This window comes from Thiohalorhabdus sp., from assembly GCF_036628635.1.
GTDB lineage: Bacteria > Pseudomonadota > Gammaproteobacteria > Thiohalorhabdales > Thiohalorhabdaceae > Thiohalorhabdus.
On record NZ_JAZKRM010000003.1, the window covers coordinates 58,347 to 79,716 of the forward strand.

At 65.1% G+C, this 21,370-nt stretch carries 21 protein-coding genes and 1 pseudogene; 14 read left to right on the forward strand and 8 right to left on the reverse strand.

Annotated elements, in window-relative coordinates; all coding sequences use genetic code 11:
- The first annotated feature begins 49 nt into the window (after positions 1-49).
- From V5A19_RS01905 to V5A19_RS01915, 3 genes are all read left to right on the forward strand, one after another.
- On the forward strand, positions 50-712 hold the full coding sequence (locus tag V5A19_RS01905) for a lysophospholipid acyltransferase family protein (protein ID WP_332317620.1): 663 nt from the start codon (positions 50-52) through the stop codon (positions 710-712).
- Positions 696-2,015 (forward strand): MFS transporter, encoded by a 1,320-nt coding sequence (locus V5A19_RS01910; RefSeq protein ID WP_332317621.1) that lies wholly within the window; start codon positions 696-698, stop codon positions 2,013-2,015. Before V5A19_RS01905 ends, V5A19_RS01910 begins: the two co-directional genes overlap by 17 nt.
- 166 nt (positions 2,016-2,181) lie before the next feature.
- Positions 2,182-2,568, forward strand: a complete 387-nt coding sequence (locus V5A19_RS01915; protein WP_332317622.1) for a heparan-alpha-glucosaminide N-acetyltransferase domain-containing protein — start codon at positions 2,182-2,184, stop codon at positions 2,566-2,568.
- Positions 2,569-2,655: 87 nt separating this feature from the next.
- On the opposite strand, the gene V5A19_RS01920 is transcribed toward V5A19_RS01915, so the two are convergent.
- The gene (locus V5A19_RS01920) at positions 2,656-3,039 is read right to left on the reverse strand and encodes a hypothetical protein (RefSeq protein ID WP_332317623.1); all 384 of its coding nucleotides are present in this window, start codon (positions 3,037-3,039) and stop codon (positions 2,656-2,658) included.
- Positions 3,040-3,104: 65 nt separating this feature from the next.
- Here V5A19_RS01920 and V5A19_RS01925 point away from each other — a divergent pair, with 65 nt between their 5' ends.
- From V5A19_RS01925 to V5A19_RS01940, 4 genes are all read left to right on the forward strand, one after another.
- Complete coding sequence (locus V5A19_RS01925) at positions 3,105-3,506, forward strand: hypothetical protein (RefSeq protein ID WP_332317624.1); 402 nt, start codon at positions 3,105-3,107, stop codon at positions 3,504-3,506.
- Positions 3,507-3,637: 131 nt separating this feature from the next.
- Positions 3,638-4,057, forward strand: a complete 420-nt coding sequence (locus V5A19_RS01930; RefSeq protein ID WP_332317625.1) for a rubrerythrin family protein — start codon at positions 3,638-3,640, stop codon at positions 4,055-4,057.
- A 130-nt stretch (positions 4,058-4,187) separates the two neighbouring features.
- The gene (locus V5A19_RS01935) at positions 4,188-5,528 is read left to right on the forward strand and encodes a heterodisulfide reductase-related iron-sulfur binding cluster (protein WP_332317626.1); all 1,341 of its coding nucleotides are present in this window, start codon (positions 4,188-4,190) and stop codon (positions 5,526-5,528) included.
- Between the two features lie 62 nt (positions 5,529-5,590).
- Positions 5,591-6,172 carry a DUF3501 family protein gene (locus tag V5A19_RS01940; protein WP_332317627.1) on the forward strand — a complete coding sequence of 194 codons (582 nt, stop codon included), beginning with the start codon at positions 5,591-5,593 and terminating at the stop codon, positions 6,170-6,172.
- A gap of 130 nt (positions 6,173-6,302) precedes the next feature.
- Here the strand turns inward: V5A19_RS01940 and V5A19_RS01945 are convergent, their stop codons facing one another.
- Together V5A19_RS01945 and V5A19_RS01950 are read right to left on the reverse strand one after the other, a co-directional pair.
- Positions 6,303-7,109 (reverse strand): ABC transporter permease, encoded by an 807-nt coding sequence (locus V5A19_RS01945; RefSeq protein WP_332317628.1) that lies wholly within the window; start codon positions 7,107-7,109, stop codon positions 6,303-6,305.
- A complete protein-coding gene (locus V5A19_RS01950) occupies positions 7,099-7,887 on the reverse strand; it encodes an ABC transporter ATP-binding protein (RefSeq protein WP_332317685.1) in 789 nt (262 codons plus the stop codon). The genes V5A19_RS01945 and V5A19_RS01950 overlap by 11 nt, the downstream gene beginning before the upstream one ends.
- 71 nt (positions 7,888-7,958) lie before the next feature.
- On the opposite strand from V5A19_RS01950, the gene V5A19_RS01955 reads away from it, so the two are divergent.
- Entirely contained in the window at positions 7,959-8,333 is a 375-nt protein-coding gene (locus V5A19_RS01955; RefSeq protein ID WP_332317629.1) for a DnaJ family domain-containing protein, read from the forward strand.
- Between the two features lie 75 nt (positions 8,334-8,408).
- A complete protein-coding gene (locus tag V5A19_RS01960) occupies positions 8,409-9,032 on the forward strand; it encodes a phosphoribosyltransferase (protein WP_332317630.1) in 624 nt (207 codons plus the stop codon).
- A 34-nt stretch (positions 9,033-9,066) separates the two neighbouring features.
- Here the strand turns inward: V5A19_RS01960 and V5A19_RS01965 are convergent, their stop codons facing one another.
- On the reverse strand, positions 9,067-9,372 hold the full coding sequence (locus V5A19_RS01965) for a hypothetical protein (protein ID WP_332317631.1): 306 nt from the start codon (positions 9,370-9,372) through the stop codon (positions 9,067-9,069).
- Between the two features lie 343 nt (positions 9,373-9,715).
- On the opposite strand from V5A19_RS01965, the gene V5A19_RS01970 reads away from it, so the two are divergent.
- The 3 genes from V5A19_RS01970 to ftsH are packed head-to-tail and all read left to right on the forward strand — an operon-like array spanning position 9,716 to position 13,159.
- Positions 9,716-10,477, forward strand: a complete 762-nt coding sequence (locus V5A19_RS01970; RefSeq protein ID WP_332317632.1) for a DUF72 domain-containing protein — start codon at positions 9,716-9,718, stop codon at positions 10,475-10,477.
- Entirely contained in the window at positions 10,470-11,111 is a 642-nt protein-coding gene (locus V5A19_RS01975; protein ID WP_332317633.1) for a dienelactone hydrolase family protein, read from the forward strand. Before V5A19_RS01970 ends, V5A19_RS01975 begins: the two co-directional genes overlap by 8 nt.
- Before the next feature lie 47 nt (positions 11,112-11,158).
- The gene (gene ftsH, locus V5A19_RS01980; RefSeq protein ID WP_332317634.1) at positions 11,159-13,159 is read left to right on the forward strand and encodes an ATP-dependent zinc metalloprotease FtsH; all 2,001 of its coding nucleotides are present in this window, start codon (positions 11,159-11,161) and stop codon (positions 13,157-13,159) included.
- A 21-nt stretch (positions 13,160-13,180) separates the two neighbouring features.
- On the opposite strand, the gene V5A19_RS01985 is transcribed toward ftsH, so the two are convergent.
- From V5A19_RS01985 to V5A19_RS01995, 3 genes are all read right to left on the reverse strand, one after another.
- On the reverse strand, positions 13,181-14,446 hold the full coding sequence (locus tag V5A19_RS01985; RefSeq protein WP_332317635.1) for an MgtC/SapB family protein: 1,266 nt from the start codon (positions 14,444-14,446) through the stop codon (positions 13,181-13,183).
- A gap of 15 nt (positions 14,447-14,461) precedes the next feature.
- The gene (locus V5A19_RS01990) at positions 14,462-15,781 is read right to left on the reverse strand and encodes a citrate synthase (protein WP_332317636.1); all 1,320 of its coding nucleotides are present in this window, start codon (positions 15,779-15,781) and stop codon (positions 14,462-14,464) included.
- 334 nt (positions 15,782-16,115) lie between these two features.
- Entirely contained in the window at positions 16,116-16,877 is a 762-nt protein-coding gene (locus V5A19_RS01995; RefSeq protein WP_332317637.1) for a YdcF family protein, read from the reverse strand.
- A gap of 51 nt (positions 16,878-16,928) precedes the next feature.
- Between V5A19_RS01995 and V5A19_RS02000 the strand changes: the two genes are divergently transcribed.
- Together V5A19_RS02000 and V5A19_RS02005 are read left to right on the forward strand one after the other, a co-directional pair.
- Positions 16,929-17,456, forward strand: a complete 528-nt coding sequence (locus V5A19_RS02000) for a hypothetical protein (RefSeq protein WP_332317638.1) — start codon at positions 16,929-16,931, stop codon at positions 17,454-17,456.
- 863 nt (positions 17,457-18,319) lie between these two features.
- Positions 18,320-18,589, forward strand: a pseudogene (locus tag V5A19_RS02005) (EAL domain-containing protein); the annotation flags it as partial.
- A 76-nt stretch (positions 18,590-18,665) separates the two neighbouring features.
- Here the strand turns inward: V5A19_RS02005 and acnA are convergent.
- Positions 18,666-21,341 carry an aconitate hydratase AcnA gene (gene acnA / locus V5A19_RS02010; RefSeq protein WP_332317639.1) on the reverse strand — a complete coding sequence of 892 codons (2,676 nt, stop codon included), beginning with the start codon at positions 21,339-21,341 and terminating at the stop codon, positions 18,666-18,668.
- Positions 21,342-21,370: the final 29 nt, after the last annotated feature.

The window sequence follows — 21,370 nt, forward strand, 5'->3', positions numbered from 1 at the left end:
CCGGGTATGGTTGGAGCCTTTTCACAGTCCCGACCAGCAAGGAGTCCCGTTGGCGTCGATCCTCCCCGATCATGCCGGCGACTGGCCGCTCTGGGCCCGGGTGGTGCACGGGCTTATCGGTGCCTACTGCCGGACTGTGTTCCGGATGCGCAGCGACCCATCGACTCTGCCGGAGAACGGACCGGCCATCCTGGTGGCCAATCACAATGCCGGGCCCGACCCCCTTTTCCTGATCGCCACCAACCGCCGCCTGATCTCCTACCTCATCGCCACGGAATATTACCGGCTTAATTGGCTGAACTGGCTTTTGTCGCGGGTTGGCTGTGTGCCGGTGGATCGGCGCCAGGTGACCGCAGCCACCTTGCGAGGGGCCCTTAAGCGTCTGGAAGACGGGCGGGTGGTGGGCATCTTCCCCGAAGGTGGTATCCATACCCCGGAAAAGCGACCGAAACCCAAGCCTGGGGCCGCTCTCCTGGCGCTGGAAACCGGGGCGCCGGTCATCCCAGCGAGAGTGGCGGGTGTTCGCCAGCTTCCCGGGAGCGACCTGTGGACCTTTCTGCGACCGCGGCGAGCGCGCCTGCGGTACGGATCGCCGGTGCCGCTGGAAGACCTCTACCAACGTTATGCCACCAATTCCGAGGGAGACAGCCGCAAGCTGGTGGAGGAGGCCGCCCACCGTATCGTCGAGGCCATCTATGCCCTCCCCGAATAGCTCCGGCGGTGATCGGCGAGACTGGGCTAGCCGGGGTGAGGTCCTCGCCTGGGCCTTCTTTGATTTCGCCAATTCCGGCTACGTCACCGTCGTGATTACGGCGCTGTTCAATATGTACTTCGTGCGCGTGGTGGCGGCGAGCGCCGACTGGGCCGCCTTGCTATGGACCGGGGCGCTGTCGGTGGCCAACGCCCTGGTGCTGCTGCTTGGGCCCTGGGTGGGTCAGTCCGCGGATGAGAGCGGTCGCCTCAAGCCCTGGCTGGCGGTCTCCACCACGGTATGCGTGCTGGGAACGGCGAGCCTGGCCACTGTCGGGCCGGGGGACCACCTGTGGGGTGCTGGGGTGGTGATCGTGGCGACGCTGGGCTTCGGCCTGAGCGAGAACCTGATCGCCGCCTTCCTGCCCCGACTGGTGCCGCCCGAGCGACTGGGCCGTACCTCGGCCCTGGGATGGGGGATCGGTTACCTCGGCGGCATGCTGACGCTCGCCCTATGCCTGGCCTATGTGGCCTGGTCCCGGGCACGGGGCGGCGAGATGACCGATTTCGTTCCCGGGGCCATGCTCATCGTGGCCGGGGTGTTCGCCCTTGCCGCCATGCCCACCTTCCTGAGTGTGCGCGAGAGGCCGGCGGCCTGGGAAGAGCGGGCTTACCACACCAGTCCCTGGCAGCGCATGATCCAGGCATGGCGGGATGTCCGTCAGCTCCCCGATCTCTCCCGCTTCCTGATCTGCCTGGGGATCTATTATTGCGGCATCCAGACCGTGGTGGCCCTGGCCGCCGTCTACGCCGACCAGGCCATGGGCTTCACCACTCAGCAGATCCTGGGCATGATCCTGGTCCTGAACCTGGCCGCCGCCGCCGGGGCCTTCGCCCTGGGCCCCGTACACGACCGCCTGGGAGCGGTGCGGACAGTGGCCCTGACCCTGGTAGCCTGGGTCGCGGCTTTAGTGACCGCCCACCTTGCCCATTCCCCGCTGCTGTTCTGGATGGCCGCGACCCTGGTGGGGCTGTGCATCGGTGCCAGCCAGTCCAGTGGCCGGGCCCTGGTCGCCCTGCTATCCCCGGCGGGGCATGAGGGTGCTTTCTTCGGTCTATGGGGCGTTGCGGTCAAGCTGGCGGCCATCGTGGGACCGCCGGTGTACGGCCTGCTGACCTTCCTCTCCGGGGGCGACTACCGCACCGCGCTGCTGGTCACCGCCGGGTTCTTCCTTGTGGGGCTGGTGCTGCTGCGGGGAGTGAATGTGGCCCGGGGCGTGACGGCCCGCCAGCGCTTCCAGGAGGAGGCACCGGGGGCGGAATGACGCGTGTAACCTTGGCTGGGTAGCTTAGGCGCCGACATTAGGGGCCAAGCTCGCCGGGGAATCGCCGTGTCCGTCGTATCTTGCTCGCATGCGCGGAAATACCGCTACGCCGTGCTGGTTTCATTCGCTGCCCTTGCAGTCGGCCTGGCCCGGTGGGCCGTGATTGGTGGCTGAGGGCGTCGTTACGGCCGGCTCCGAGACCGTTGCGCCGGCGGCCGCGGGTCGCCTGGCGGAAGTGGACGCGCTGAGGGGGCTGGCCGTGGGCCTCATGGTGGTCTACCACCTGGGCTTCGGCCTGGACCTGTTCGGTCTGGTGCACCTGCCCGTTCAAGGCGGCTGTTACGACTACCTTGGCAACGCCATTGCCTCCCTGTTCCTCCTGGTCGTCGGCATAAGCCTCTCCATTAGCTATCACCGTGGCCGGCGCCGCCACGGACGTCATGATCCGTCTGCCGGAGACGTTCCGCCGGGCCCAGAAATGCTCCACCGCCAATGGCCGGTTGTCCCGACAAGTCTACCTGGCCAATCTCTCCATCCTGGAGATGGCGATTAAGGAGCTGGACCGCCTATCGACCCCCGAGATTGACGAAGCCAAGGTCTGCGCCGATTTGAATGGCGACAATGACACCGAGATTCGTGTTCAGGTCATCAAGGATCGGCCCAGCAGGTACGTGGGCAGGCCGCGGGTGTCAAGGTCCACGAGATGCTGTATCCCGAGGGCAGGGAATTCTTGCACACGGTCCGCTATGTCGGGGCCATAAAGGATGGCGAGATCTACCCGACGCCCCGGATGAAGGAAGTCCGGTACATGCGCAAGATCCGCTTCTATGACCAAGCGCAGCTTAAAACGCTTTACGGCAACGAGCACCAGGAGAAGATCGACGGCAACCTGCCCACATTCTCCGAAGCCGGGAAAGGGCTGGATAATGGCTTTGGCTGGAAAGTGCTCGGTTTTATCGAGGACGAGGACGGGACCCTGAGGAATCAGACTCATGAGGAGCAAAAGTTCTGCATGGGCTGCCACACCACAACCGGCTCCACCATCGATCAGACCTTTGCTTTCCCCCGCAAGGTGACAGGGCGGACGGCTTGGGTTACATCGACCTGGAGGGTATGGACGACGCCCCCGTTTACGGGCAAAGCGAAGGCGAGATCCTGCCGTATATGCGCCGAGTCGGGGGTGGTAGTGAGTTCCGCGAGAACCCCGAGATGGGGAAAAAATGGTTCGACGACCAAGGCGACGTGCGGGCGGCCAAGGTGCGAGCCGCGGATGTTGCGGAGCTGATTACCCCCTCGGTCGATCGGGCTCTACGCCTCAATAAGGCCTACCGGATCATCGTCAAGAACCAGACCTTCGTCTATGGCCGCGACGCCACCGTGAAGCCGGCGGAAAAGGTCTATGAAGATGTCCCGGGGGGTGCCGCTCCCCTTCCGGCCGAGCGGCACTACGATTACGACCTGCGGCTGGACTGGGCGCAGGAAAGCCCTTGAAGGGGATTGCGGTCGCCCCCACTTAAGGGTGAGCTGGGGGTTGCATTCGACCACCATCTAAACTAGAGTTGTTTTTAGACACAGTCTAAAAACGATTGACGCAAGTCCATGCCAACAAGGAGGTTCATCCCATGGCCGACATCAAAGACACCAAGACGCATGAGAACCTGAAGGAAGCCTTCGCCGGCGAGTCAATGGCCAACCGGCGCTACCTGTATTTCGCCCAGAAGGCGGACGTCGAGGGCGAGAACGAGGTTTCCGCGCTGTTCCGCTCCACCGCCGAGGGTGAGACCGGCCACGCCCATGGCCACCTGGAATTCCTCGAGGACGCTGGTGACCCGGCTACGGACGAGCCCTTGGGCGATACCGAAACCAACCTGAAGTCCGCGGTGGCTGGCGAGACCTACGAGTACACCGACATGTATCCGGGTATGGCCAAGAGCGCCCGGGACGAGGGCTTCGACGAGGTAGCCGACTGGTTCGAGACCCTGGCCAAGGCTGAGCGGTCCCACGCCAATCGCTTCCAGAAGGCCCTCGACAACCTCGAATAAGCCCGGACGGGGCGAGATGCCCCATCCGCGCTATTCGAAGCGCGCTGGGCGGCCCTGGCCTGGGCGCTCAGCGTTCCAATTTCGGCGAGCCGCCCAAGGCGGCCGCAAACGCCGGTCGAGGAGGTATGGGATGGCTCAGGAGGGAGCCGACAAAGCGCCGTATCGCCAACCCCTTAAGTGGCAGGACGCGTCGTTCTGGGACGAGGACGCGCTGCACGAGGAAATGGAGAGGGTTTTCGACATCTGCCACACGTGTCGGCGGTGTCTATCACTGTGCAGCGCCTTTCCGAACCTTTTCGATCTGGTGGACGAATCCGAGACCATGGAGGTGGACAGCCTCACCCGCGAGGACCACTTCCAGGTAGCCGATCGCTGCTACTTGTGCGACATGTGCTTCATGGCCAAATGCCCTTATGTGCCGCCGCACGAATGGGAGGTGGACTTCCCCCATTTGATGCTCCGGGCCAAGGCCATCCAGTACAAAAAGGGTGAGGCCTCCCGCCGAGACGAGCTTCTGACCAAGACCGACAAGCTGGGACAATTGGCTGCCCGGCCGGGTACGGCGCCCCTGGTAAACTGGGCCAACCGCAACCGGGCCACCCGGGCCACCATGGAGAAAACCCTGGGGATCCACCGGCAGCGCGAGCTGCCCAAGTACGCCTCCCGCGGTTTCGCCGACTGGAAGGCGACCTATCAGCCCGCCCGACCCGAGCCCCAAGCGGGAGAGACCACAACCGGTCGGGTGGCCGTCTTCGGCACCTGCTACGCCAATTACCAGATGCCCGAGCTGGGCAAAGATTTGGTGGCCATTCTGGAGGCCAACGATATCCCCGTGCGCTTTGTCGACGGGGAGCAGTGCTGCGGCATGCCCAGGCTGGAGTTGGGGGATCTGGAGGGAGTCCAGGGGGCCAAGGATGCTTTGGTCCCCAAGCTCGCCGAGCTGGTGGACGAGGGTTGGGATATCCTGGCGCCTATACCGTCCTGCAGCCTCATGCTGCGCGAGGAGTACGGCAACGTGGATCCCGGGGACGAGCGCGTGGCCAAGGTGGCTGAGCGCGTCTTCGACCCCTTCGAGTACCTCATGCATCGGCACAAGGATGGGCTGCTGAGCACCGACTTCCAGCAAGGGCTGGGCAAAGTGGCCTACCACCGGCCGTGCCACCAGCACGTGCAGAACATCGGCTCGCAGACCCAGCGCCTGCTGGAGCTTGTCCCGGACACCGAGGTTGCCGCCTTCGAGCGTTGTTCCGGCCACGACGGCACCTGGGGGGTGAAGGTGGAGTGGTTCGAGAAATCGCTGGAGATCGGCAAACCCCTGTTCCGGCGGATTAAGGAGTCGGAGGCCGACTTCTATGCCAGTGACTGCCCCATAGCGGGCACTCAGATCAAGCAGGGCATGGCGACCGATCAAAAGCCTACCCACCCGTTGACGCTTATGCGCATGGCCTACGGGCTTGAGGCCAAGGCCTAGGTTCTGGCCGTACCTGGAGGCTTCAGCGTTTCCGCCGGAAACCAGACCACGAGGACGCAACCATGCAGGCAATTACCCGGAATGATCTGCTCTCCCTGGAGGAATACGAGAAGCAGCGCGAGGCCATCCAGGACCGCATCAAGGCCCACAAGGACAAGCGCCGCCTGGATCTGGACGAGCACATATCCATGTTCTTCGAGGACCGCGACACCATGTGGTATCAGGTCCAGGAGATGGCGCGCGCCGAGCGGCTGTACAAGCCGGAGGAGCTGGACGACGAGCTGGGGGTGTACAACCCCATGATCCCGGACGGCAGCAACCTTAAGGGGACCTTAATGATCCAGTATGACGATCGTGAGGTGCGCCTGGAGAGGCTGTCCGAGATGGTGGGGGTCGAGAACCAGATATGGATTCAGGTGAACGGTTACGACAAGGTCTATGCCATCGCCGATGAGGACCTCGACCGTTCCACCGAGGACAAGACCTCCAGCGTCCACTTCATGCGCTTCGAGTTCGAAGACGCTATGATTCAAGCCTGGAAGGATGGGGCCCTGGTGCGCCTGGGCTGCGACCACCCCAATCGCCCGCTGGATGAGGAGCTCCCCGCCGATCTCCACGAGGCACTGGCCGCCGACTTCGATTGAAGCAGTAAGTAATTAAGTATTAAGTAGTTAAGTATTAAGTTAAAACGGCCACCCCCGCCCGGCTTATAGAGCCCCGTGCAGGGATGGCCGCTTTTTTTGTCTGCTTAACTACTTAATTACTTTAAACTTCCTATCTGCCTTTATCGCGCAGCAAGTCGCTGCGCACCCGGCCGCGGCCGTCCACCAGCAGGCGCAGGCTGCCCACCACTGCCCCCACGGTGCCCAGGGCGGTGCCTGCGGCGATCAGGAAGAAGATCACGATCTGGTACTTGACCGCCTCCACGGGGGGTGTACCCGACAGGATCTGGCCGGTCATCATGCCGGGCAGGCTGACGATCCCTGCCACGGACATGGCATTGATGATTGGGGTGGTGCCCACCCGGACGGACTCCCGTGCCAGATTGCGGATGGCTTCGCGGCGGGTGGCGCCCAGCACCAGCAATAGCTCGATAGCCCCCTGCTCGCGCTTAAGGCCGGTAAGCACCCGGTCCATGCCTAAGGCGATGCCGTTGAGGGTGTTACCCAGGACCATGCCCAGCAGCGGGATGGCATACTGGGGCTGGTACCAGGGATCCACTGAGACAATGCCGAACAGGGCCACCGCCGTCACCAGAAACGATGATCCCACCATGATGCCCCATCCCACCGGGTAGATACCGGTGTAACGGTAGCGCTGCCGGGCAACCGACTCGCGTCCGGCGAGCAGGGCCATGAGCACGCCCAGTCCCACCACCGCCAATGGGTGGCTCAGGCCGAAGACCCACTCCAAAATGGCGCCCACCGCCAGCAGCTGCACCACCATGCGGGTGGCGGCGAAGGCGATGGTGCGCCCCATGCCCAGGCTCATGGCCAGGGATAGGCCGGCGTTGAGGAGGATCAAGGCGGCGGCCACCAATAGATCTCCGGCGGTAAGGTGGATGGGGCCCTCACCCGTCATCTTGAGCTCCCCATGACTGGATCGTTGCCTCCGGATCAAGGCGCCGGATGGTATCGGGAAAAAGGCGTGGTTCGCGGAGAGGGCCGTTCAGGCAGGCACCTTCCAGGGTCAGCAGGGCATCGCCGATCCGACCGGCCTGGTCGGGGTCGTGGCTGACCCACAGAATGGACGTATCTTCCCGGGCCCGCTCCTGGATCCGTTCTTCCACGGCGCGGGCCGACCGTGGGTCGAGGGTTCCCGTGGGCTCGTCCAGAAGCAGCACTTCGGCATCCCCCGACAGCAGCAGGGCCAGTGCTACCCTGACCGTCTCCCCGCTGGAAAGCTCGTCAGCGGAGCGCTCCAGGATCGACTCGGGCAGGCCCAGCCGCTCGAGGCCCGTCCTCGGATCGGAGCATCGCCGCCGGTGCTGGAAAGCGGCCACCTGCTCCAGAAGGCCCTTTACCGGTGCCGATCCCAGCTGAGGGGTGGCGGGGAGGTAGGCCACCCGGCTGCGGTAGGCCGGTGCGCTCATCTCCCGGACCGTGCGACCCTCCAGCAACAGCTCGCCTCCCGAAGCCCGGTCCAGGTCGGCCAGGGCGCGCAGCAAACGGCTCTTGCCGGAGCCGCTGGGGCCAGCCAGCAGGGTGGTTTCACCGGGATAAAGCGCTAGGTCGAGGGGGCCCAGGGGCGGTTGAGCAAGGGTTAGGCGGCGGGCCTGTAGGAGCGCTTCGGCGGAAATGGCACGGTCCTGCCGTCTGGGAATTGGGCGATTGGGGTGCGAGCAGACGGGCCCTACAATAAAGGCCGGGCCCGGTGGCCCGGTTCAGAATACCCGAAACCCGCCGAACCATCATAGTCGGAGGAAGGGTCGTGTTTCTTTTTCAACGTCTGGCCGAGCAGCGTATCCAGGAAGCCCAGGAAAAAGGGGCCTTCGACAATCTACCGGGAGCGGGGAAGCCCTTAGACCTCGAGGACGATGCCATGGTCCCGGAGGAGCTGCGCACGGCCTACCGCATGCTCAAGAACTCGGGCCACCTCCCGCCCGAATTGGCGACCAACGCCGAGATCCGAGAGATCGAGGATCTGCTCGAGCGGGTGGATGACCCCGAGGCACTAGGCCGGGCCAGGGCACGCCTGGAGGTGCTGGTGGAGCGCGTCCAGCTCGGGCGGGGCCGGCCCAGCTCCCTCAGGACCGAGCAGGTCTACAAGGAGAAACTGCTGGCCAGGTTGGGAAGCGGCGAATGAGGCCCCTTCGCCGGATTCCCTGACCTTATCGGTCTCTGATACAAGGAGAGAAACGCCTTATTACGGAGGTTGGCCTTGTTTCGAGACCGTTGGGAAGCTGGGGAGCGCCTGGCCAGTGCGCTTAAGGAACAGGCGGTAACGGCGGATATTGTCCTGGCGGTTCCCCGCGGCGGCCTGCCGGCAGGGCGGGCCGTAGCCGACGCCCTGGGGATTCCCCTGGATATCGTGGTGGCCCGCAAGATGGGGGCGCCGGGCAATCCGGAGCTGGCCATCGGCGCCGTGGCCAGCGACGGCAGCGCCTGGCACAACGAGGCGCTGATCAAGCAGCTGGGTGTCGACGAGGACTATCTGGAGCAGGTCCGGCGGCAAGAAGCGGCCAAGGCCCGAGACAAGTTCGACCGCTACCGGGGCGATCGACCCGATCCCGATCTCACCGGCAAGCGGGTGCTCATTGTGGATGACGGTTTGGCCACCGGGGCCACGACGGTGGCCTGCATCCGGCAGGCCTTCAGCGCGGGGACGGCGGAGGTGATACTGGCGGTGCCGGTAGCGCCGCCCGATAGTGTCCGGCGTCTGCAAGAGGAAGCCGACCGGGTGATCGCGGTTTCCACCCCAGAGTCTTTCATGGCCGTGGGCCAGTTCTACGAGACTTTCGGCCAGGTTTCCGACGAGGAAGCCATGGGTTACCTCGCCCAGTAAGGGGCCGAGTGCCTCCAGGGACCCGTTCTACGATTCAGGCGGCAGGGTAGACCCGCTCGCTCCACCAGTCCCCGGTGGAATCGCAGATCAGGCACTGCGTGCTGTCCGCCTCGGTGTGCTTGGCCAGCCGGCTCATGGCCTGGAAGATCCATGCGGTGTAGGTGGGATCGTTGTCCTCGTACTCCGCCCCGAGATGGATATGGTTGTCGTGGGTTACCACCTCCGCAGGGCCGTGTTGGGGGTCCAAGCGGCGGTTGAGCTCGTCAAGCACCTCCTGGATCTCGGGGTCGCCGATGTCGTCCACATCGAAGTCGGCGAACAGTCTTAGCTCTCTAGCCATGGCCCAAGCCTCCTTTGGCAAATCGGCCTATTCCCTACCTTTTATAACGCCGTTTTGGTGAATCCGGCAAGAACGATTCGCTAACCCAAGGGGGGTTCCGTCTATGGAGTTTGCAGGGCAAGACATTTTCGGCCATTTTTTGTAAGGCCTTGTTCTTTTCCCATTGAGCGAAACCAACGCCTTAAAGTTCAGACGCTTACGGCGCAAATCAAGCCAAATCCCCTTTGGTGCCCGCGGCGGATGGGCTCACCACCAGCAGGTTCCGGGGAGGACAACGCCAAAGCTTGCATTGGCCAGCCTGAGGCGGTTGGATGGAAGGAGGCGCAATGTCGGGGATCCCACCATGACCAATGACGCCGGTGGCCGCATCCGCATCGGTACTTCCGGTTGGCAGTATGACCACTGGAGGGGCCCGTTCTATCCGGAGGGTCTGGCCAAACGGGATTGGCTGGAGTGGTACGCTTCCCGCTTCGACACCACCGAGGTGAACAGCTTTTTCTACGGTCTGCCCAAGGCGGAAACGGTGACGGGATGGCTTCAGGCGGTCCCGGCCGATTTCGAGTTCGCCGTCAAGGGCAGCCGCTACATCACCCACATGAAGAAGCTCAAGGATCCGGAAGCCAGCGTGGCGCGCTTCTGGGAGCAGGCCAGCCTGCTAGGCGATCAGCTCGGTCCGGTTTTGTTCCAGCTTCCGCCCAACTGGAATGCGAATGTGGACCGGCTGCGCGCCTTCCTTCAGGCGCTGCCGGCGGGGCAGCGCTACACCTTCGAGTTTCGGGACGAGAGCTGGTTCATCCCCCCGGTCTACGAGGTCCTCGAGGAGCACGGCGCCGCCTTCTGCATCTATGAGCTGGGGGAGCAGGCATCTCCCGTAACGGTCACCGGTGATTTCGCCTACGTCCGGTTGCACGGTCCCGAAGCGGGTTACTCGGGCGATTACGGGGAGAAAGAGCTGGTCGCCTGGGCCGAGACACTGAAATCATGGCGGGACCGCGGCCTGGATGGCTACCTGTTTTTCGATAACGACGAGGCCGGCTATGCCGCGCGCGATGGGCTTCGCCTGAGGGAGCTCCTGGGGCAGGCAGGGGAGGGGAGTCATGAATAGTGAACTGGTCCACATACCTCTCGACGGCGCCAGCCTCGAGGGCGAGCTGTCCGCCCCGGAGGAGTCCGCCGGTTTGGTGGTATTCGCCCACGGCAGCGGCAGCAGCCGTTTCTCGCCGCGCAACAATTACGTCGCCGGGGTCCTGCGGGAGGCCGGTTTCGCCACCTTCCTGTTCGATCTGTTGACCGAAAGCGAGGACAGGGTCTACGCCAACCGCTTCGACATCGATCTGCTTACCCAGCGGCTGGTGATGGCCGTGCGCTGGATGCGCGGCAAAAAAGAGATGGGGAACCTTCCCGTGGGGCTGTTCGGGGCTTCCACGGGAGCCGCAGCCGCCCTCGGCGCCGCGGCCGGCCTGGGGGATGCCGTCGATGCTGTGGTTTCCCGTGGCGGTCGCCCGGACCTGGCCATGGAGCAGCTGCCCGCGGTGGCGATGCCAACCCTGCTTATCGTGGGGGGGGTGGATACCCAGGTGATCGAGCTGAACCGGGAGGCCTACGCCCAGCTGGGCGGTCCCGCTCACCTTGAAATCGTACCCGGAGCGACCCACCTGTTCGAGGAGGAAGGTAAGCTGGAGCAGGTCGCCTCCCTTGCGGCGGACTGGTTCCGGCACTACCTTAAGGGAACCGTCTGACCACCAGCCACACCGCCCGTCCTTCGGGCCCTACCGGGAAAGGCAGCATGGCGGAACCGGACAAGCAAGGCGGCACCGGCCAGGAAGGAACCGGGGGGCCGTTTCAAGGGCGCGACCAGTGGCGGTACTGGGTGTGGTTCCTGGTTCTGGCGCTGTTGTTCGGTTATTTCCTGTGGGCGGGCAGCAATGGTTCCGGAGCCGTCGCCGATCTCACCTACACCCAGTTCAAGGAGGAGGTCCGCAGCGGCACGGTGGCGAAGGTGACCATCCACGGCCAGGAGATCTCCGGCAAATTCCGCCAGGATACCGTCCCTGTAAGCCTGGAGACGGCGGAGCGCGCCCAGCGGGTGAGCCGTTTCCAGACGGCCATGCCCTCCTTCCAGGACCCCAAGCTCATGGACCTCCTGGAGGCGAACGATGTCCAGGTACGGGCCGTCCCCAAGGGGGATTCCTGGCTGGGGCCGTTGCTGCTGGGCCTGTTGCCGCTGCTGCTGCTTATCGGCCTGTTCTGGTACGCCAGCCGGCGCATGCGGGACCAGCTGGGGGGAATGGGCCAGCAGATCTCCGGGTTCACCAAATCCCAGGCCAAGCGGTTCGAGAAGAGCGATAGCGATATCAACTTCGATGATGTCGCCGGATCGGAAAACGCCAAGCGCGATGTCCAGGAGCTGGTGGATTACCTCACCGACCCCGAGCAGTTCCACAAGCTAGGCGCCGAGATCCCGCGGGGCGTGCTGCTCATGGGACCGCCCGGGACGGGCAAGACCCTCCTGGCCAAGGCCGTGGCCGGCGAGGCCGAAGTGCCCTTCTTCTCCATTTCCGGGTCCCAGTTCGTGGAGATGTTCGTGGGCGTCGGCGCCTCGCGGGTGCGCGACATGTTCAAGGAAGCCAAGGAGGCGGCCCCGGCCATCGTCTTCATCGATGAGCTGGATGCCGTGGGCCGGCAGCGCGGTGCGGGTCTGGGCGGGGGGCACGACGAGCGCGAGCAGACCCTGAACCAGATCCTGGCGGAGATGGACGGCTTCGAATCCGATGAATCGGTGGTGGTCATGGCCGCCACCAACCGGCCGGACGTGCTCGATTCGGCCCTGCTTCGGCCCGGGCGCTTCGACCGCAAGGTGACCCTGGAGCGTCCCGCCAAGGTAGCCCGCGAGATGATCCTAGGGGTTCATACCAGCGACGTACCCCTGGCCGACGACGTCGACCTGACCGACATCGCCGCCCGCACCGTGGGCTTCTCCGGGGCCGACCTGGAGAATCTGGTCAACGAGGCCGCGCTGTTTGCGGCCCGGGGCAAGAAGGAGCAGGTGGACTCGGAGGACTTCGACAACGCCCGCGACAAGATCCTCTTCGGCAGCGAGCGTGAGGACCTGTTACAGGAGTCCGAGAAACGCCGCATCGCCTATCACGAGTCGGGCCACACCATCGTCGCCCGGTTGCTCAAGGACACCGACCCCCTCAAGAAGGTGACCATTATCCCGCGGGGGCAGGCCCTGGGGGCTACCGAACAGATGCCCGAGGAGGATCGCTACAACTACACCGTGGCCTACCTGCGTGCCCGCCTCGCGGTTATGCTCGGTGGCCGGGTGGCGGAGAAGGTTCACTTCAACGATTTCTCCACCGGGGCTCACGACGACCTCCAGCAGGCGACACGGCTGGCCCGGCAGATGGTGACGCAGTGGGGTATGAGCGACCGCCTCGGGCCCGTGGCCTTCCGCAACGGCGAGGAGCACGTCTTCCTGGGCCGGGAAATGGCCCAGGCCAAGGACTACAGCGAATACACCGCCCGGGTCATCGACGAGGAGGTGCACGACCTCATCGCCGACCAGGAGAGCCGGGCGGAGCAGATCCTCAGTGACCACCGCGAGCGCCTCGATGGTCTGGCCGAGGCCCTGCTCGAGCGGGAGACCCTGGAAGCCGACGAGATCGACACGGTGCTCGGGCTCTCTGGTGAGGCCGGGGAGGCCGACGGTACTTCAGCCCCGGAAAGTGGCGATGGCGGCGACGGTTCCCGCCGCTCCGCGGCATCCGGCAGCAGGGCCGAATGACTCGGAGCATTAAGCCCCTGCTCAGAACCACCACCAAACCGCCCCGCCGGCGGCGAGCACCAGGGCGAAGGCGGTTCCCACCTGGGCGGCCATGCGCAATCCGCCCACAATCGCCACCATCCCCGCCTTCACCACGGTGTTCACCGCGGCCGCCAAAATTACGCCCCCCACTGCCACCTCATTGGCCAGTTCCCCTTGGGCCAGCCGAGCCAGCGATAGCGTGATGGCATCGACATCGGTGATGCCCGAGACCGCGGCCAGAACGTAGACCCCCGCGTCCCCGAACCAGGCCTGGGCCCCTTCCGCCAAAAGCATTACCCCGGCCAACAGGGCGCCGAATTGCAGGGCCGGTCCCAATTCGAAGGGATTCTTCAATGGCACCTCGCCTTCGTTGCCGCCCCCGGGGGCCAAAAGCCAAAGGATCAAGGCGGCGGCAAAGCCCAGGACGGTCATGGTGCCCACTGCGGGCGACAGCTCCACCAGCAGGTCCGGGTTGACCACGCTTACCTCGAGCAGGATGCGCGGGAACATGGTGGCCGCCGAAACCGTTACGCCAGCGGCAAGCAGACCCTGAAGGGCGGCCCGACGGCGGGCCATCCGGGAAAGGCTAAGAGTGGTGGCGGTGCTCGAAGTCAAACCACCGAACACCCCCGTCAGGGGGATGCCGCGGTTGGGTCCCAGGACCTTCATGGCGAAGTAGCCCACGAAGGAGATGGCGGCGATCAGGACCACCAACCACCACAGGACATAGGGGTTGAGGGCGTTCCAGGGCCCGTAGCCCCGGTTGGGGAGGACCGGGAGTATGACCACGGAGATCAGGGCCAGCTTGAGTACCGCCAGCAGCTCGGTCTGAGTGAGCCGCCGCAGCCAGACGTGGAGCACCGGCTTGAGGCCCAACAAGAGGGCGACCACCACGGCTCCGGCGGCCGCGATGCTGGTATGGCCCAGGGCCGCAACGGCGCCCAGGGCAAAGGTCAGCAGGGCGGCAATCAGTGTGGTGATGCCGTAATCCGCATCCTCGGTGGTCTGGACCTTTTGGCGATGCGCCAGGATGAGCACTCCGGCAAGGGCGAGGAAGCCCAGCCCCAGAACCGTAGGCCCAAGCCCCTGGGACAGGAAGGCCCAGACCCCCCCGAGCAGGCCGACCAGACCAAAGGTTCGCAGTCCTGCCAGCCGGGAACCTTCGGCCTGCTCCCGCAGCTGCCAGCCGCGCTCCAGACCGATCAGCAAGCCCAGAGCCAGGGCGACCCCGAGCCGTTCGAAAAGAACGAGAGGCTCCACGCTCACAGGGCCAAGCTTTCGTCAGTCCCGCTCGGACATAGGGGTGAAATCCCGCTGGTGGGGCCCGGTATACAGCTGGCGCGGCCGAGTGATGCGCATGCTCGGGTCTTCGATCTGCTCCTTCCAGTGAGCGATCCAGCCCGGCAGCCGACCAAGGGCAAACAGCACGGTAAAGAAGTTGGTGGGAACGCCCATGGCTCGGTAGATGAGACCGCTGTAGAAGTCGACATTGGGGTATAGGTTGCGCTCAATGAAATAGTCATCGCTGAGCGCGGCTTCCTCCAGTTGGAGGGCGATCTCCAGCAGGGGATCGCGCACGCCCAGCTTGTTAAAGGTGAGGTCCGCGGCCTGCTTGATGATGCGGGCACGCGGGTCGTAGTTCTTGTAGACCCGGTGGCCGAAGCCCATGAGGCGGAAGTCCGAATCCTTATCCTTGGCCAGGTTGATCCACTTGTGGACGTCGCCGCCGTCGGCGTGGATCCGCTCCAGCATCTCCACCACCGCCTGGTTGGCGCCCCCGTGGCGGACCCCCCAGAGGGCGTTGATGCCCGCCGACACCGAGGCAAACAGGTTGGTCTGGGCGCTGCCCACGGTGCGGACCGTATGGGTGGAGCAATTCTGCTCGTGATCGGCGTGCAGGATCAGCAGCTGGTTGAGCACCTTTACCAGGTCCTCGTCCACCTCGTAGGTCTCGGTGGGCAGGGCGAACATCATGTGCAAGAAGTTGCCGCAGTAGGAAAGATGGTTCTGGGGGTAGGTGAAGGGCTGGCCGTGGAGCTTCTTGTAGGCGAAGGCGGCGATGGTGCGCAGCTTGGACAGAAGCCGCACGATGGTCCGGTCGCGCTCCTCCAGATTGAGGGCATCCTGAGATTCGGGATAGAAAGTGGATAGCGAGTTCACCATGGCCGACAGGATGGCCATGGGATGGGCGGTCATGGGATAGCCGTCGTAGAACCGTTTCATGTCCTCGTGAAGCAAGGAATGGTCCGACAGGGCCCGGGAAAAGCCGTCGTGCTCGGCCTGGGACGGCAGTTCGCCGTAGATCAGCAGGTAGGCGGTTTCCACGAAAGAGGCCCGCTCCGCCAGGTCCTCGATGGCATAGCCGCGGTAGCGGAGGATGCCGTTCTCGCCGTCGAGATAGGTGATGGCGCTGGTGGTGGCGGCGGTATTGGCCAGCGCGGGGTCGTAGGTCACGATGCCGGTGTTGCGGCGAAACCGGGTGATGTCCGCGCCCCGCTCGCCCTCGCTTCCCTCCAGGAAATCCAGGGCATTTTCTTCCCCCCGGTACTGGAAGGCGGCCGCGCCGGAGTGGCGCTTGAGGGATGTCTCTTGTTCGCTCATGGCGTGCTCCTTCGAAACCGCTTCCGGGAACTGATAGAGCCCTGCCGGCGGCAAATCCGGGCGCCAGCCACATGGGGCTTCCAATTGTACGCCCAGAGGTCCGGGGCGCGAAGCTTACCAGTGTCCTGTCCCAGGAGTGCGCAGAGGTTCTGAGCGTTCAGGGCCGGTTCAGAGCAGGGCGTCCCGCCCCTGTCGCGGCCGTCCAATAGGCACCTGGTTCGGCGCCGAGCCCGGGCAGGGGCGGGGGATGGAGCCCCCAGATCGAGGAGGCGCTTGGCGGTGCTGGGCTGGCTCGCAGACTCCCCTAAGCGCTCCTGGAGCAGGACACTAACCCTTACATCCGGCTGCGGACAGTGTAGTAGGCCATGCCCAGGTACTCGTGGAAGGTGTCGGAGCTGGTGGCTAGGGCCCCGGCCGAGGGAACCAGGTCGAGCCAATGGAAGGAAGCGCCGTAGCCCTCGTGATAGTCGGTGGGCGCCGCTGTGGGATCCAGGCCCCCGGCCCGGAAGGTGGCCATGGCCCGGGGCATGTGCCAGGCCGTGGTCACCAGAACCACCTGCTCCCGCTCGTCCAGGAGGGGCTTGAGCAGGGGCACATGCTCGGCCGTATTGCGGGAAGCCGTTTCCTCGACAATCCGTCCGGCATTCATGCCGAGGTGGTCGGACAGGACCCGAGCCATGGTGCGGCCCATGGGAATGCCTCGGTCCAGGGGGGTTCCTCCCGTGGTGTAAATGGGCAGGTCGTTGCCACGGGCTAGATAGGCCGCATAGTGGACTCGCTGCAAGGAGCTGTCGCCCAGCCAGGCGCCGGGGTATTCGGGGCTGCCCGGAATCTGGCTACCGCTCAGAACGACGATGGCTTGGGCTTCCGAGGGGATCCCATCGAGGGGCGGGTAGCGCTGCTCCAGGCTCGCGACCAGGGTATCGGCAACCGGCCGGATGCTCAGAAGGTAAGCTACGACCAGGACCCCGATCGCAAGGATGCGAGCAGCGCGAGGCGAACGCAGAGCCAGGACAAGCGCGGCAGCGCCAGCAAGAATGAGAATGCCGGGTGGCATCAGCAACAGTCCGGCAGCCTTGGCAACGGCTAGTAGCATCGCATACTCTTGGTGCAGGCTGATGAGGCACCTACGAACAGGAGAGTACCAATGGGCTCCGAAGACGCCGGGAGCTACACCGATTTCGCACCGCCCGGGATCGAGAGCGGCAGCTCCGCCGAGACCCGGGTCGAATGGGTGCTTGAGGAAACCCTGCGCAGCCGGCGTTTCGCTGCCGCTATGGTAGTCGGCACCCACGGCTGGGCCTTGGCCAACCGGGGATTCGACAATCCGGACCGGGTCACTACCCTGGCTCCCGAGTCTATCCGCCTACTTAACGCCCTGAAAGAGGCCTTCCCCGGGGAAGCCGCTTCGGCCGGCCGCCAGGCGGGGGAGGCCGCTTCCTTCGCCGGTTTCGGCGAGCCGGAAGCGGAAGAACGGAACCCCGAGTTCGTAGTGGTCAGTCTTGACCAGGAGCGCAAGCTGTTGTTCCGGCCCCTGGAAGTCCAGGGCGAATCCTTTACCTTGGTTTTGCTTACCCGTGGCCTGGCCGCCAATACCGACGCCGTGCTGGAAGGCATCGGTCGGGCGGTTAGTACCTGCCTGGCCACCAATTGGTCGCGCCAGGCAGAAAGCTGAATCTCCTCCCTCCGGCGGCTGACGGCTAGTTTTAGGATGGAACATGGCTGAGGGTGGCTGGCCTCGTGCCCCGATTGCGAGCGCCTACCCGAGCCGATCGACGGCCCCGTTCGGCTCTTAACATGGATCCCCCTGGGCCATGACCAGGGTAAGTTGCCCCGATTGCTGGATGAGCACGCCCTCTACTAGGGGAGCGGGGAGGATTTGGGGGGGCGCCGAGGGGGGCTGGGTGTTGGCGAGCCGGCCACGCTTGCCAGCCGATTGGGGTCGGTCATGAGCGGGGGGGAGGTGAGCCATGTTCGGTCTCTCTACCCTCCCGGCCGAGCCGGGCCTGGCCCGCCCAATTACGGCCGGGAAGCCCCTCTGCGCCATTGGTTGGCCGCTGCCGAGGCCCCCCTGGCTGATAAACATGATGGCCGAGCAACGCCTTACCAGCCACTTTCAGCCCATCGTGGAGGCCGCCCATCCGTAGCGGATTTTCGCCCTCGAGGCCAGGCTGCGCGGTTGCCAGTCCGATGGCGTGCTGGTCGCCGGCGGTCCCATTAAGGGCCAGGCGGCCCAGGGTGGCATGATGTTCCAAGTGGATCCGGCCGCTCGCTGCAGGGAGGTTCGGGGTTTTGGGGCTCGGGCCGAGCCGGGTCAGCGGGTTTTCATCAATTTCTCCCCCCACCTCCATCCATAATCCTGCCTACTGCCTGCGCACCACCTTCCGCGCGGTGGAAGAGATTGGGCTACACCCCGATCAGGGGGGTGGAGGTTACCCAATCCGAGTACGTCGGTGATACGACCAGCCTGACCGAAGTCCTGATTTACTACCGCAACCGCGGCTTCGGGGTTGCTCTGGACGACCTGGGTCGGGGCCATGTCCCCCTAATCTGCTGCACGTCGGGAAGCCGGATGTCTTCAAGCTGGATATGGGCTGGGTTCGCGAGGGGGATCAGCAGACCCGCAAGGCGGCCCTAGCGGCCAAGCTCCTGGAGGCGGCGGTGTATATGGGTATTGGCACCGTCGCCGAAGGGGTGGAAACTCGGGGAGAATTGAACTGGCTCCGTGATCACGGTGCCGATGTGGTTCAAGGGTTTCCGATCGGACGCCCTGACTCCGACCTGGTCGCCTCCGGACCCGATCTCTAGGCGGCCAAAGCGCTCTGCGCGCAGCATAGCCCCGGCTTCAGCCGGTGCCATGCTTGTTTCGTGGCGCGCCTAAGGGCTAGCCGGCCATCTGGCGCAGCACGTAGGGCAGGATACCGCCGTTCTTGAAATAGGCCAGCTCATTGGGGGTGTCCAGACGCGGCTGAACCATGAAGCGCTTGTTCTCGCCGTTGGGGGCCTGGACCATGACGATGAGGTCCTCATCGGGGTCCTCAATGTCGTACATACCCACGATGTCGAAGGTCTCGGCCCCGGTTAGCTCAAGCTCGTCGGCGTTGTCGCCGTGCTGGAATTCCAGGGGGAGGATGCCCATGCCGATGAGGTTGGAGCGATGGATGCGCTCGAAGCTCTCGGCGATCACCGCCTTGACCCCCAGCAGGGCCGGGCCCTTGGCTGCCCAGTCGCGGGAGCTGCCGGTGCCGTATTCCTTGCCGGCCAGGACGATTAGCGGTGTCGCTTCGGCCTGGTAACGCATGGCGGCGTCATAGATAGGTACGATCTCCCCAGAGGGAACGTGGGTGGTCCATCCTCCCTCGCGGCCGAAGGCCATCTTGTTGCGCAAGCGCGGATTGGCGAAAGTGCCGCGCATCATGACCTCGTGGTTGCCGCGACGGGCGCCGTAGGAGTTGAAGTCCTCGGGCGCCACGCCGCGGTCCATGAGGTACTGCCCCGCGGGACTGTCCGCGGCGATGGCGCCGGCCGGGGAGATGTGGTCGGTGGTTACCGAATCCCCCAGGTTGGCCAGGCACTTAACCCCCTCGATGTCGGCAAGGTCTTCCGGGGTGCGCGCCAGGTTGGTGAAAAAGGGCGGATTCTGGATGTAGGTGGAATCCGGGTCCCAGCCGAAGCGGTCGCCGGTGGGGGTATCCAGCGCCTTCCAATGCTCGTCGCCGGCGAAGATGTCGGCGTAGGCCCGCCGGTAATCCTCGGGATCCAGGCTCGAGTCCATGAGGGCCGAGATCTCGCTCAGCGACGGCCACAGGTCGGCCAGATAGGCTGGCTGGCCGTCGGCGTCCGTGCCCAGTGGTTCGCTCTTGAGGTCGATGGCCATGGTCCCGGCCAAGGCATAGGCCACCACCAGCGGTGGGCTCGCCAGGTAGTTGGCCCGGACCTTGGGGTGGATGCGCCCCTCGAAGTTCCGGTTGCCGGAAAGCACCGAGGCCCCCACCAGGTCGCCGGCGTCGATGGCGGCTTCCACCGGCTCGGGTAACGGGCCGCTGTTGCCGATGCAGGTGGTGCAGCCGTAGCCCACCAGGTTGAAGCGTAACTGCTCCAGGTCATCCAGCAGGCCGGCCGACTCCAGGTAGTCGGTCACCACCTTGGACCCGGGGGCTAGGCTGGTCTTGACCCAGGGCTGGGTGGCCAGGCCCCGCTGGACGGCGTTGCGGGCGATCAGCCCGGCAGCGAGCATCACCGAAGGATTGGAGGTATTGGTGCAGGAGGTGATGGCGGCGATTACCACCGAGCCGTGGCCCAGCTCGGCCGGGCCCGATCCCAGCTCCGCCGTGGCCGTAGCATCACGGCTGTCGCCCTTGCCGAAGGTCCCCTCCAGCTCGCTGCGGAAGCTTTCCTTGGCGTCGGAGAGGGCCACCCGGTCCTGGGGGCGCTTGGGACCGGCCAGGCTGGGCTCCACCGCGGACAGGTCCACCTCCACCGTGGCGTTGAAGGTCGGCTCGGGCTGATCGGGGGTCCAAAGCAGCCCTTGGGCCCGCAGATAGGTCTCCGTGCGCTCGATCTGCTCTTCCGTCCGGCCGCTGGCACGCATGTAGCTCAGGGTGTTCTCGTCGGCCGGGAAGAAGCCCACCGTGGCCCCGTATTCCGGGGCCATGTTGGCGATGGTGGCACGGTCGGCGACGGGCAGCTGGCCGATGGCGGGCCCGAAGAACTCCACGAACTTGCCCACCACCCCCTCGCGGCGTAGGCGCTCGGTGATGGTCAGCACCAGGTCGGTGGCTGTGGTTCCCTGGGGTAGGCTGCCAGTGAGGCGCACCCCCACCACCTCGGGGATGAGCATGGATACCGGCTGGCCGAGCATGGCGGCTTCGGCCTCGATGCCGCCCACGCCCCAGCCCAGCACACCCAAGCCGTTGATCATGGTGGTGTGGCTGTCGGTGCCCACCAGGGTGTCTGGGTAGGCCAGAGACCCTCCCGCGTCGGTATCGGCGAACACCACCCGTGCCAGGTACTCCAGGTTCACCTGGTGGACGATACCGGACTCGGCCGGAACCACCTGGAAATTGTCCAGGGCGTTCTGGCCCCACCGCAGGAAGCCGTAGCGCTCCCGGTTGCGCTCGTACTCCTTGTCGGTGTTGGCCGCCCAGGCGCCCGCGGAGCCGAACTGGTCCACTTGCACCGAGTGATCAATCACCAGCTCCGCCGGCACCAGCGGGTTAATGCGACCGGGATCGCCCCCGAAATCGGCCATGGCGTCGCGCATGGCGGCCAGATCCACCACCGCCGGCACCCCGGTGAAGTCCTGGAGCAGCACCCGAGCCGGCGAGAAGCCCACCTCGCTGGTACCCGCGGCGGACGGGGTCCAGTTGACCAGGGGCGCTACCTCCTCGGCGCGGACCCGGTCGCCATCCTCGTTGCGCAGCAGGTTCTCCAGCAGCACCCGCAGGCTCACCGGCATGCGGGAGACGTCGGTGTCGAGGCGGTTGAGGTTATAGAAGGCGTAGTCGGCCCCGCCGACACGCAGGGAGTCGCGGGTGCCGAAGCTGTCCAGGCTGGGCATGGGAAGGGCTCCTGCGGGTTAGTGCTTGC